Origin of the sequence: Thalassospira sp. MCCC 1A01148 (assembly GCF_001613795.1) — a bacterium.
Lineage (GTDB): Bacteria > Pseudomonadota > Alphaproteobacteria > Rhodospirillales > Thalassospiraceae > Thalassospira.
The window spans coordinates 61,630-74,182 of record NZ_LPVZ01000024.1; the positions used below are offsets into that span (position 1 = coordinate 61,630).

Annotated in this window: 12 protein-coding genes and 2 tRNA genes; 4 read left to right on the top strand and 10 right to left on the bottom strand. The window is 54.1% G+C overall.

The features are described 5' to 3' along the window. Position 1: 1 nt before the first annotated feature. A complete protein-coding gene (locus AUQ43_RS19285; RefSeq protein WP_062957946.1) occupies positions 2–604 on the bottom strand; it encodes a formyltransferase family protein in 603 nt (200 codons plus the stop codon). Between the two features lie 164 nt (positions 605–768). Continuing rightward, on the bottom strand, positions 769–2,322 hold the full coding sequence (gene guaA / locus AUQ43_RS19290) for a glutamine-hydrolyzing GMP synthase (protein ID WP_062957947.1): 1,554 nt from the start codon (positions 2,320–2,322) through the stop codon (positions 769–771). Between the two features lie 290 nt (positions 2,323–2,612). Between guaA and AUQ43_RS19295 the strand changes: the two genes are divergently transcribed. Beyond that, positions 2,613–2,903 (top strand): hypothetical protein, encoded by a 291-nt coding sequence (locus AUQ43_RS19295; protein WP_114129935.1) that lies wholly within the window; start codon positions 2,613–2,615, stop codon positions 2,901–2,903. A gap of 131 nt (positions 2,904–3,034) precedes the next feature. On the opposite strand, the gene AUQ43_RS19300 is transcribed toward AUQ43_RS19295, so the two are convergent. The 5 genes from AUQ43_RS19300 to AUQ43_RS19325 all read right to left on the bottom strand — a co-directional run bounded on the left by AUQ43_RS19300 (position 3,035) and on the right by AUQ43_RS19325 (position 9,197). Continuing rightward, the gene (locus AUQ43_RS19300) at positions 3,035–4,372 is read right to left on the bottom strand and encodes an RsmB/NOP family class I SAM-dependent RNA methyltransferase (protein WP_062958076.1); all 1,338 of its coding nucleotides are present in this window, start codon (positions 4,370–4,372) and stop codon (positions 3,035–3,037) included. Positions 4,373–4,838: 466 nt separating this feature from the next. Next, entirely contained in the window at positions 4,839–6,305 is a 1,467-nt protein-coding gene (gene guaB / locus AUQ43_RS19310) for an IMP dehydrogenase (RefSeq protein ID WP_062957950.1), read from the bottom strand. 186 nt (positions 6,306–6,491) lie between these two features. After that, a complete protein-coding gene (locus AUQ43_RS19315; protein ID WP_062958077.1) occupies positions 6,492–7,016 on the bottom strand; it encodes a PAS domain-containing protein in 525 nt (174 codons plus the stop codon). A 186-nt stretch (positions 7,017–7,202) separates the two neighbouring features. Beyond that, a complete protein-coding gene (locus AUQ43_RS19320; RefSeq protein WP_062957951.1) occupies positions 7,203–8,009 on the bottom strand; it encodes an RlmE family RNA methyltransferase in 807 nt (268 codons plus the stop codon). 60 nt (positions 8,010–8,069) lie between these two features. Next, positions 8,070–9,197 carry a Ppx/GppA phosphatase family protein gene (locus AUQ43_RS19325; protein WP_062957952.1) on the bottom strand — a complete coding sequence of 376 codons (1,128 nt, stop codon included), beginning with the start codon at positions 9,195–9,197 and terminating at the stop codon, positions 8,070–8,072. 309 nt (positions 9,198–9,506) lie between these two features. On the opposite strand from AUQ43_RS19325, the gene AUQ43_RS19330 reads away from it, so the two are divergent. The 3 genes from AUQ43_RS19330 to AUQ43_RS19340 all read left to right on the top strand — a co-directional run bounded on the left by AUQ43_RS19330 (position 9,507) and on the right by AUQ43_RS19340 (position 10,233). After that, positions 9,507–9,580, top strand: a tRNA-Gln gene (locus AUQ43_RS19330). 80 nt (positions 9,581–9,660) lie between these two features. Continuing rightward, positions 9,661–9,734 (top strand) — tRNA-Gln (locus AUQ43_RS19335). A gap of 106 nt (positions 9,735–9,840) precedes the next feature. Next, positions 9,841–10,233 carry a GFA family protein gene (locus AUQ43_RS19340; RefSeq protein WP_062957953.1) on the top strand — a complete coding sequence of 131 codons (393 nt, stop codon included), beginning with the start codon at positions 9,841–9,843 and terminating at the stop codon, positions 10,231–10,233. A 7-nt stretch (positions 10,234–10,240) separates the two neighbouring features. Here AUQ43_RS19340 and AUQ43_RS19345 read toward each other — a convergent pair whose 3' ends face one another. The 3 genes from AUQ43_RS19345 to AUQ43_RS19355 form a co-directional block, all read right to left on the bottom strand. Then, positions 10,241–10,912 (bottom strand): 5-formyltetrahydrofolate cyclo-ligase, encoded by a 672-nt coding sequence (locus AUQ43_RS19345; protein ID WP_062957954.1) that lies wholly within the window; start codon positions 10,910–10,912, stop codon positions 10,241–10,243. Between the two features lie 128 nt (positions 10,913–11,040). Further along, the gene (locus AUQ43_RS19350) at positions 11,041–11,247 is read right to left on the bottom strand and encodes a cold-shock protein (RefSeq protein ID WP_008892097.1); all 207 of its coding nucleotides are present in this window, start codon (positions 11,245–11,247) and stop codon (positions 11,041–11,043) included. Between the two features lie 200 nt (positions 11,248–11,447). Then, positions 11,448–12,173: a hypothetical protein gene (locus AUQ43_RS19355; protein WP_062957955.1), complete on the bottom strand. Its 726-nt coding sequence runs from the start codon at positions 12,171–12,173 to the stop codon at positions 11,448–11,450. Between the last annotated feature and the right edge of the window lie 380 nt (positions 12,174–12,553).

Consider the following 12,553-nt stretch of genomic DNA (forward strand, 5'->3'; position numbering starts at 1 on the left):
TTTATTCCTCAATAATTTTCCGCAACCTTGCAATTTCTGACTTTATTTGACTGTTCCAGCCAGAGAAATCTGGAGGCAAATCCTTGACATAGTGTTTTGTCCCTTCCCCCAACTGCGGAACGGCTGTCCACTCTCCAGCGAGAAGTTCATCCAGATGGCTTATGAAAAGATTCTCAATCTCCGCAATCAGACGCTTATGTGCATCTGCAAACGTGGCTTCTTCGGCGTCGAAGGATACCTTTCTCTGATAAAGAATAGGCCCAGTATCAAGACCGTCATCAATCAGGTGTATGGTGACTCCAGGAGGCGTACCATCGAAAAAACACCAAAACCCCGGATGAGCACCTTTGTTGTATGGGAGATAGGAAATATGGAGATTAATAATCGGACAATTGATGCGAGCAAGCGTGCTCTTCCTTATAATATGGCGATATCCAAAACTGATAATCAGATCATGGTCGACCATTTGTATCGGGTCACCTGAGTGATCGACTTGGCAACCAGCTTCAGACAATACATCAATAAGTGAAGTTTGCTCCCGACCATATCCCAGAAAGAGAACACGCTTGAACAACAATCGATTAACCTGCTCGGAGCTTCTCATCTGTCCGCATCATACTCAAAACGTTTAGGCATCACAAACAACTACAATCGAAAAAAGAAGGTTCTTATTTATCAGCTTTCTTTTGGTCATGAGAGCAAAAAGTCAAGCAAAAGCCAGGGCCTTATAAGGCTCTGGCTTTTGAAAAGGTCCAGATCAACGAGAACTTATTCCCACTCGATGGTTCCGGGTGGTTTGGACGTGAAGTCGTAGGTCACGCGGTTGATGCCGTTGACTTCGTTGATGATGCGGTTGGCGATTCGGCCAAGCAGTTCCGGGGGGAACGGGAAGAAGTCGGCTGTCATGCCGTCGGTTGAGGTCACCGCACGCAAGGCGCACGCATAATCGTATGTACGACCATCGCCCATGACGCCGACGGTGCGGACTGGCAACAGAACGGCGAATGCCTGCCAGATGGCGTCATAAAGACCGGCATTGCGGATCTCTTCGAGATAGATCGCATCAGCCTTGCGGAGCACATCAAGCTTGTCACGTGTGATCGGCTGGCCCGGGATACGGATGGCAAGGCCCGGCCCCGGGAACGGATGGCGGCCAACGAAGCTGTCAGGCAGGCCGAGTTCACGGCCCAAATCACGGACTTCGTCCTTGAACAGTTCGCGAAGCGGTTCAACCAGCTTCATGTTCATGCGTTCCGGAAGGCCACCAACATTGTGGTGCGACTTGATGGTGACCGACGGGCCGCCCGTGAAGGACACACTTTCAATCACGTCCGGATAGAGCGTGCCCTGTGCAAGGAAGTCCGCACCACCAATTTTCTTGGCTTCTTGTTCAAACACTTCGATGAACAGACGGCCAATGGTTTTGCGTTTTACTTCGGGGTCGGTTTCGCCTTCGATGGCACCGATGAAGGTTTCCGACGCATCCACATGCACCAGCGGAATGTTGTAGTGATCACGGAACAGCGTAACGACCTGGTCAGCCTCGCCAGCGCGCATGAAACCATGATCAACGAACACGCAGGTCAGCTGATCGCCAATCGCTTCGTGGATCAGAACCGCCGTGACGGAACTGTCAACACCGCCCGACAGACCACAGATGACCTTGCCATCACCAACCTGTTTGCGGATCTTGTCAATCGCATCGTCTTTATATGCATTCATGGTCCAGTCGCCAGAACACCCGGCAACACCATGGGTGAAGTTCTTGAGAAGCTGTGCACCATGCGGGGTATGCACCACTTCCGGGTGAAACTGCACGGCATAGAATTTCTTGTCGTCATTCGCGATGGCGGCGAATGGCGCACCATCGGATTTGCCAACCACGCGGAAGCCATCAGGCAGCGCATCAACGCGGTCGCCGTGGCTCATCCAAACCTGTTCGCGGGCACCCTCGGCCCAGACACCTTTGAAAAGATCGCAATCTTCGATCACGTCGACAAAGGCACGACCGAATTCACGATGATCAGAGGTCGAAACCTTTCCGCCCAACTGATTGACCATGGTCTGCTGACCATAGCAGATGCCCAGAACCGGAATGCCAAGCTCAAACACCTTTGCCGGTGCCGAAGGGGCTTTGTCCCAATGGACAGATGCCGGGCCACCCGAAAGAATGACCGCCTTGGGGGCATATTCATCCAGGAACGCGTCCGAGATGTTGTTAAAAGGATGGATCTCGCTATAGACACCGCTTTCGCGCACGCGACGTGCAATCAGCTGGGTGACCTGGGATCCAAAATCAATAATCAGCACGCGATCAGTCATCGGGCCGTATCTCCGTCGAAGATTGGGTTGCGCCGTACATACGCCAAACCATCGTCATGGGCAACCCGGCGCAGGTGGTCGCCCGACGATGCATTCAAAAAACTTTTCCAGGGCTTGCGGATACGGGTGCACAATTGCGGCGGATTTGCGCGCAACCTTCCCAGAAAATCCCACAATTGATCCCTTTTTTCCACGCAATGAACAAGCAGTATCCGAGCTAACGGAACGCGGGAAACATCGCGTCCAATTACGAGCACGTTATGATAAAGCACAGCAAGGGACACCTTATCATGAGCACTTCCAAGGGCAGCAAAATCGCCATGGCCGTTGCCGGTCTTATTCTGGTTGCGGGTGCGGCAACCGCAATCGCCATGACCCAGAAAGACGGTGGCACCTCCCTGCCGGTCATTGGCAGCGAAGACTCCGCATCGAGCGAGAACTCCAAAAGCCTGATCCCCGATAGCGTCGAGGAAATTGTTCCGGGCATGAACAACCTTGAGAACGGTGATGCCTCCAAGGGTGTTAGCGATCCGACAAGTACCGACAGCGTCCTTGACGAGCCGGTTCAGACCACCGAGTAACGCCTGAGCACGTTCACCGTTAAACGAAAACGGCCCTGCGAGCATCACTCGCAGGGCCTTTTGATTTGCAGGCAGAACAAGGGCGGTGCGAGGCTGGGATTGGGTTCCATATGCCATTACCGCCAGTGTCATTACTTTACCTTGCCTTTTGCCGTCCGCTCAAACACCGCAACAAAGAAGCCATCCGTGCCATGAACATTCGGCGACAGACGCAGCCACGGCTTGTCCTTGCCACCCGGTACAGGCACTGATTTTGGCGCATCCGGCCAGATTTCACTAACGGGCACTGGTTTGAAATCCTTGCGATCACGCATGAAGGTCTCGATCAGACGTTCGTTTTCCTCGGGCATGATTGAACAGGTCGCATAAATCAGACGACCGCCCTTGGTTACCTTCGCGGCACCGGCCTTCAAGATCTTGCTTTGTTCAGCCATCAAGCCACGCAGGTCACGCTGCCCAATTCGCCAGCGCAGTGCCGGGTTACGACGCAGCGTCCCAAGGCCCGAGCACGGCACATCCAGCAAAACCCGATCAAAGAAGCCGGACTTGTTACGAAGCCAGCTGTCACGTTCATCGGCAATGATGCGTTGTTGGATGCAATCTCCTGCCCCGGCACGACGTGCACGTTTGCGCGCATTGTCCAAACGACCGCCATGGGTATCACAGGCAAGAATTCGCCCCTTGCCGCGCATGTCCGACGCAAGGCCAAGCGTCTTGCCGCCACCGCCGGCACACATATCCAAAATCGTCATGCCCGGCTTGGCATCGACCAGATGAACACAAATCTGCGATGCCTCGTCCTGGATTTCGATCAGGCCATCTTTGTAGGCGGCAGTGACCAGCATGTTCAGACCAAGCGGCAAACGAAGGCCATTGGGCGCATACGGGGTGCGTTGGATATCCCTGATGCCATCGGCCTTCAGCGACTTGATCGCATCTTCAACAGTACCGCGCAGGCGGTTCACACGCAGATCAAGTTTTGCCGGCTGATTATAAGCCGCCATTTCGGCTGCAAGGTTCTCGTGATGCAGCTTCATCAGTTCGGTATAAAGCCATTTCGGTAATTCAGCCTTTACCGCACCGGGCTGCGCATCATGATCAAGTGTTTTGCCGGAAAGCTTGTTGATCAGATGCTTTTCATTCGGACGCAAAATGTCAGGGCAGAATTGTTCGCCGCAGAAACGGTCTTCGATTTCGCTGGTTGCCAAACCATCGTGCAACACCAGATCGGCGATCATGCGCGCACGACCGTCCTGGAACTGATAATCGCATTCCGCCAGCCACCAGCCCAGACGCGCCTGATGACGGATCAAATTATAGAAACGCTCGCTGATTTCACGACGATCCCCGCCACCGATATATCGGCGTGATCCGAAATAGCCTGACACAACGCGGTCGGCGTCATCTCGGTTATGGGTCCAGCCATCGTAAAGTTCGATAACGGCTGCTATGCGGGCACCGGGTTTCAAAGCGAAAAATCCAACCTGTTTGCGGGTGATAAACTGCTTCGCATATGGGAAGCGCGCCAACACCTTACGATAAAAATGTAGGACCAATGCTCCCCAATCTGGTTGTAATGGTCGTTCAGGTTTGATCCAGATACGCGAAGCTAAACTGCGGGAAGATCAGTATCTTTCAAAGTTTTGCGACAAAGTAGATGGCGCAAACCTGAGCGATCCAGAGGACAGCTGTTATAGATAAGAACTCCCACGTCAAACTCCTCGTCCGGGATGCCGACCCGAACTTCGGAATTTTCCTTGTATTTCTTATCTATAACAGCTGCCATTGCATCCAGATTGGGGAGCATTGGTCCTAATGACGGCAGGAAGACCTGCCGTCATCGAAATTTGAATGCGCCTCATATCATGGCAAGAACCATTCGCCAACAGCGTCAAACGCAGGGCAGGTCCGCCAATCAGTGGGCGCAAAACCCAATCAGCCGCCCGGACGATAGTTCGGGGCTTCACGGGTGATGGTCACATCATGGGCATGGCTTTCACGCAGGCCGGCATTTGTGATGCGCACAAACTCCGCACGCTCGCGGAAGTCCGCAAGGGTTGCCGAACCGGTATAGCCCATGGATGCCTTCAGACCACCAACCAGCTGGTGGATGATCTGACCAGCCGGGCCTTTGTAAGGAACGCGGCCTTCGATGCCTTCGGGAACCAGTTTGAGGTTATCCTGAACGTCCTGCTGGAAATACCGGTCGGCCGAGCCACGTGCCATCGCACCAACCGAGCCCATACCGCGATAGGATTTATAAGAACGGCCCTGATAGAGGATGACTTCGCCGGGTGCCTCGTCGGTACCGGCCAGAAGCGATCCGACCATGCAGGTGTTTGCCCCCGCTGCCATCGCCTTGGCGATATCGCCAGAGAACTTGATACCGCCATCGGCAATGATCGGAATATCAAGCTTCTGCGCCATATCACCGCATTCAAGAACAGCCGTCAGCTGTGGCACACCAACACCGGCAACAATACGCGTGGTGCAGATCGAGCCCGGACCAATACCTACCTTGACGGCATCTGCGCCCGCCTCTGCCAGCGCCTTGACGGCGTCGGCAGTTGCAACGTTGCCGGCAATGATCTGGGTATCGCCAACCTGCGCCTTGATCTGCTCAACGGCTTTGATCACGCCAGCCGAATGACCATGCGCGGTATCAATAACCAGAACGTCCACACCGGCTTCGACAAGGGCGGCGGCACGTTCAAAACCGGATTCACCAACGCCGGTTGCCGCGGCGACACGCAGACGACCGCTTTCGTCCTTACAGGCGTTCGGATGCAGTTTGGCCTTTTCGATGTCCTTGACCGTGATCAGGCCGGTGCAACGATATGCCTCATCGACCACAAGCAGCTTTTCGATGCGATGTTGATGCAGAAGCTTTTTGGCTTCGGCGGTTTCGACATTCTCGGTCACCGTGACCAGACCTTCGTGGGTCATCAGTTCGGAAACCGGCTGCGAACGGTTGGATGCGAAGCGGACATCACGGTTGGTCAAAATGCCAACGAGCTTGTTTGAGCCGCGTTCAACAACCGGGATACCGGAAATGTGATTGGAATCCATCAGATCGAGTGCATCTGCCAGCGTCTGATCGGGATGAATGGTGATCGGGTTGACGACCATACCCGATTCGAATTTTTTCACGCGGCGAACTTCTTCGGCCTGCTGGGCGATATCGAGGTTCTTGTGAATGACCCCCATGCCGCCATGCTGTGCCATGACAATCGCCATTGCACTTTCGGTAACGGTATCCATTGCCGAGGAAAGCAGCGGGATTTTGAGTTCAATATTCTTGGTAATGCGGGTGTTGGTCTGCACCTGAGCAGGCAGCACTTCTGATGCTGCGGGTTTGATCAATACGTCGTCAAACGTCAGGGCTTCGGCAATGCGGGTCATCTGGCCACCTCGTTAATCTGAGTTGGCGCGGAATTTATACACGTTATGCCCCAAATGCCAAGTTTTGCGCGCCCATAACAGCCCTGTGATTTTATTGATGCTTTATTTTGCGCATTCCGTTAGAAACTGGTCGATGGGGCTGCCGTCAGGCGAGCCCCTTTTTTTGTTTGCGCAAATCCCTGCCCCTTAAAGGCTAAAGACAAACTGGTCGTAATCCATCCCGGCATCAGCAAGCAGGCCGGTGACCATCTTTATCCCGCGCGCCATACCGTCCTTGCGGTTTTTTTCCTTCGCTTCTTCGTCGCAAAGCGCCTTATAGAGCGGAATGACTTTTTCGACCGCATCACGACGCGGCACCCGGCGGTTGGAATGATATCCGATGATCTTGCCATCCGGACCAAAGCTTGGTGTCACATTTGCCAAGACCCAGTAATGGTCGCCATTGGCGCTGCGATTGATCACATAGGCGAAAATCTCGCGCCCGGCCTCAATGGTTTGCCACAGCAGGGCAAAAACACATCTGGGCATGTCGGGATGTCGGATAATGCTGTGTGGCTGCCCAAGGATATCGCGTTCCCGATATCCGGCGACACGCAGGAACGTGTCATTGGCATAGGTTATTCTGCCCTTGAGATCCGTCTTCGAGACGATGATCTCATGTTCGTCAAAATGACGCTCCACACCTGTCAGGCTTAGATTGTCCTGTTTCATCAGATAAATCCCACAAGCAATGGCCACCCCACATGGCCCGTTCCACCCAGTGCGCAAGAATTCAACTTGCGATCTGATCATAAACGCCCGAGGCGTGATCAGGGTTTGATGTAACGCAAGAATGCCTGAAGATTTACAACTATTCTAGTCTATCCCCTTGTAGAGGCAGGACTAATTCACGGGAAACTATTCCACCGGAGACCAGCTGTCATCTTCGCCAATTTCGGCGTTTCTGATGTCATCCTCGGCATTGTTCTGCCCCCTGAAACCGGTGGCAATAAGATAGGCTTCGGGACTTTCGGGGCGTGATGCCGGGGGTTTGGCGTGTTTGGTCACCCGGAAATTCTTTTTAACGCGCTCAAGCAGCGCGTTCTCGGTTCCCCCCTTAAACACCTTGGCGATGAAAACGCCACCAGGCGCAAGAACCTCTTCAGCAAACAAAAGCGCATGTTCGACCAGGTCGATGATGCGGATGTGATCGGTCTGACGGTGCCCAGTCGTTTCCGGTGACATATCGGAAATCACGGCATCGACCGGCCCCTGCAACTCGTGCTTAATCATATCCGGTGCCTTGGGATCAAGGAAATCGGCCTGCAAACAGGTCGCACCAGAAATCCCTTCCCATTCCAGAATATCAAGGCCAACGACCTGACCCTTGCCTTGTTTGGAGCCGACCATGTCAACGGCCACCTGCGTCCAGCCGCCCGGTGCAGCACCAAGGTCAACAACGCGCATGCCGGGTTTGAGAAGATCGAACTGGTTATTGATTTCAATCAGCTTGAAGGCCGCACGGGAACGATAGCCAAGTCGCTTGGCTTCCTGAACGTAGGGATCATTGAGCTGCCGATCGAGCCAGCGCGTCGAGGACAGCTTGCGGCCCTTGGCACTTTTAACCCGCGTCCGCAGGCCACGGCGTGCGCCGGTATCAATGGCTGCAATGGCCGAACCCTTGCGGCGGCGCTGCCCGCCCTTTCCGCTGCGATTGTCGCTCATGATCTATCCTGAACTGAATTCTGTTTTGGCCAAACCTGTCGGGACACAAACGTCAACCGATCAGGTGGAAGCCGGAATATGGGACACTGTATGACGTCGCGCGTCGCACGGGTCAATAGCATGACCATCTGCACGCATCAAATCGACCAGAATACCTTCGCGAAGCCCACGATCCGCGACCTTGAGAGTTGCCAGAGGCCAGATATCACGAATCGCGGCAAAGATCGCAGCCCCTGCATCCATCAGCTCGGCGCGCTGATTACCGATACATGGGTGGCCCTTGCGCTTGTCCGAGCCCATTCGAAGCAGCAACTCTGTCACACGTTCGGCATCATCGAACCGCAAATCCGACCCATCAACCTTGTGACGTTCATACCGTTCAAGGCCAAGGGCAATGCCGCAGAATGTGGTAACCGTACCCGATGTGCCGACCATCTGGACCTTGTCATCATCGAGCATATCCGAACAGCAATTGCGTTTTGCAAACTCTTCCAGACGTTCGCGGATTTCCGTTCGCATCGCGTCAAACCGTTCGCGGCGCTCCTCGACCGTGGCGTAACGTTCGGTCAGACACAAAACACCGCACGGCATCGACAATGTTTCGATGCACTGGGTCTTGCCGGTTTTATCAACCTTGATCCAGCAAATCTCTGTACTGCCACCACCGATATCAAACACCACCGCATAAGGGCGCTCATCAAGCAGCGCCGAGCAGGCCTGAAGGGCAAGACGGCTTTCTTCATCCGGGTTGATGATATCAAGCGAAATGCCGGTTTCATCAAAGACCCGCTGCACAAATTCTTCGCGGTTATCAGCAGTGCGGCATGCCTCGGTCGCGACGGCCCGAAGCTTTGCACCCGGATGACGGCGCAGTTTTTTGGCACAGACCTTAAGCGCATCAATCGCGCGATCCATCGCGGCATCGCAAAGATAGCCCTTCTCGCGCACCCCTTCACCCAAGCGCACAACACGTGAAAAGGCATCAATTACCTTGAAACCATCATTGCACGGGCGCGCAACCAAAAGCCGGCAGTTTGAACTGCCAAGATCAATCGCGGCATAAAGCGGGGCGGTGATACAATCGACCATGCGTGCTGATTTTCCGCCATGATCGGGCACATGAACGGCCGTTCCCGGTTGCGGCATGCCCGGTTTATCCGGACCATCCAGCACGGCATTACCGCCCATTGCAGCGCCGCCTGCCGGGCTGCTGGCCCTCTGCGAGTTGCTATGGGGGGAAACGTGCTTCACCGTTCGAAAACCTGCCTTTTGTTACATGCTCAAAACCTTTGATCGCTGATCATCATGATATTTATGTGACGATCGTGCGAATCAACTATATGAGTGTAACGACAATCCCCGGCAAGGCAAATCCCGTATGCGGTAATCGCATGGTTGAACAGATCGAAACAAAAAAGGGGTTGCCAAAACCGGGCGGGTTTTATACATAGCGCCCCACACCGCGCTGCACGTCGCGCACGGTGGACCAAGTTTTGTTGGGGAATAGGTTAACGGTAGACCTACGGACTCTGACTCCGTCAGTCCTGGTTCGAATCCAGGTTCCCCAGCCAACCTTTCCGGACATCGCAGTGCATTTTTCGTCCTGCAATTTGTACGTTCCGGGCTATAAATGACGTACGTAAAGTTCTGTTGGGGAATAGGTTAACGGTAGACCTACGGACTCTGACTCCGTCAGTCCTGGTTCGAATCCAGGTTCCCCAGCCACTTTGCCCCTTCCCAAATCGCTGTGACCTTTCACACAACCACGCAATTGCTGCCTGTTCGGCTTCGCTTTAAAGTGCCGCATTATTTATTGTGATTGGAGCATTGCATGAAACACGCAACCGGCGGCTGCATGTGCGGCAAGATCCGTTTCAGGACAAAGGGCGATCCCTACCGGGTTGGGCTGTGTCATTGTCTTGATTGCCGCAAGCATCACGGCGCACTGTTTCATGCCTCTGCCGTTTTTCCCGATCATGCCGTCGAGGTTGATGGGGAAACGCGCAGCTTTCAGGGGCGGCATTTCTGTGCGGATTGCGGCTCATCCGTCTTTTCGCAGACCGAAGACGAGATCGAAGTCCATTTGGGCGCATTCGATGCCCCGGATCAGTTTGCGCCAACCTATGAACTTTGGACGATCCGGCGGGAGGAATGGCTTCCAACGCTTCCGGTCGAACATCACTATGAACGTGACAGAACATCCGACGGTAGATACGAGGATTAAACGCAGGCTAGTCGCTTAGGTGGCATGGTGGCGAGGATTGATCGATTTTGTCGGCTGCGGATGAAGCCTGACTGTCAACGTACCGGATTCCCTGATCTGTAATCAGCACATCCACGGGAACATCATATTGATGCGGCAAAATGTCGGCGAGCCTTGTGGCTTCAAATCCGATGCCGACGACCAACGGTTTGCGCGATACGGCGGCCAATGTCCGGTCAAAAAATCCACCGCCATATCCCAGCCGATAGCCCGCCCGATCAAACCCGACCAACGGCGCCAACAGCACATGAACGCCAACCTCATCTGTGCCACGCGGCTCTGGGATGCGGGCAAAGCCGGGAACCATTTCGGTTAAGGGCGTCCAGTTATGGAATACCATTGGCTGGTCTTTACCCGGCACGACGGGAAGTGCGGCCGTTCCACCGTTTGCGATGTGACGTTCGATTACCGGGCGCAGATCTATTTCGTTCTGGATCGGCCAGTAAAATCCGACAGTGGCTGCCGGGCGATCTTTAAGGAACTCGGAAAAATACCCACGGATTTGGTCAGACAGATGCTGGTGGGTCGCGGCATCAAGTCCGGACCGCCATCCAAGCAAGGCGCGGCGGACAGCATGGCGCCATTCTGACTGTTTTTCGGTGCTGCCGTTGCGCGGCGCAACCGGGAGTTCAAGACTCATAACCGGGGACAACGTTTTCTGTTATTTGCGTGTGGGCAAGCCTACACCAAATCCCCTTAAACGCATAACGCGCCGGGAGCCCGGCGCGTTAACGGTTGTCAGCAAAAAAGCTGCAAGCCAGATAGAATTTAGAGAATGGCGAGTTCTTCTGCCGACATGCGGCCATTGCGACCTTCAATCAGCTCAAACTGAATTTTCTGCCCTTCATCAAGTCCCTGCAGACCAGCACGCTGAACAGCGGTGATGTGCACGAATGCATCTTTACCGCCCTCGTCCGGGGTGATGAAGCCATAACCCTTGGTCGCATTGAACCACTTAACCGTTCCGGTAGCCATATCCGTAGTCGTCCTTAGTTTAGTATGCGCATTTCCAAACTCAGAAATGCTTGAAAACAGTCCCTGCCTTACACCGCGCAAGGGCACAATTACCATCAACCAGAGAGCAACCACGCACTTGAAAGATGCACTGCATCGTTTCAATAATTACCGAAATTTCGGCTTAGTGCAATGGATTCATGCATTAAGTTCTTTTTTCACTACCACGCGTAATCGACCATGTGACGCAGGTCACCGTGCGGCACCTGCCCGGAATCGTACACACCCATAGATGAATCAAATGCAGAAAGGAATTCCCGCAAAGGTTCTGTATTGCGGCAGATAAGCGAGATGTCGACAGTGATCACCGGCGGCAGATCGACCTGGATGATATCGGTTCGACCAAACATGCGAATATTGGTGCTGTCACCGATGATCCCGGTCAGTCGCCCGGCCGCAAGCAAATCGACAGCCTGCTCAAGACTTCCGAGATCATGCCAGACAATCTCCCCACGAAGCGACAGACTCGGCCTTGGCAGATTGGCAAGGATTCCGATATCCACCTGCGGCAGGGTCTGTATATCGGCACCGATGCGCTGGAACACGCGAAGTTCGAAGCGAACCTTGCTTTCTGATGCGATGGTGTCTTCAAAACGTGCCGGGTCCGACGCAAGAATACAGTCGGTCAGGCCCGCATCAAGCGCATCGCGAAAACGGTTATAGGGAAAAACATCAAACGCAACCGGACGCTGTTGCGCGCCAAGCAGGGTGATGAACCGCCGCTGGCCGGGAAGAGCATGTTGGTTCCATTTGGTATCAAAGACGATATTGCTGGCAACCCGCACCGCATCATTTGCGTTCGCACCGGAAACCCCAAGACCGCTGACAATAAAAAGCCCGAAAAACAGGGCTGCTCGCTTCGCTATTCGGCTGGTATCAAGGATCAATTAAATGCCCTGCCCTCGTGGTTACTGCGGATGCCGTCACGCGCGAGCCATTCCCGGGCAACATCCGACTAATAGCCATATAAGGTCGCCCGATCTGAATACCAGATAGTGATAATAGAAAGACTGCCCCGGACACAGTCGGGAAGGATGAAGTGAGAGTCGTGTGCCGAATTGGGGCAGAAGCCCGGACACCCCTATGACGGATAAAATCAGCACATTTTCATAGTAGCCGGAGTGATCATGCCACGATCCCGCGTCGTATACGCCACTACCGACTATTCAGGCGCAAAGCGCAAGACGCCGTTGTCACCTGACAATATTGAAAGCCATTCATTCGGGATGTCTGAATTTGTCATAGTCTGAGGGGTAGAAGTGCGTGA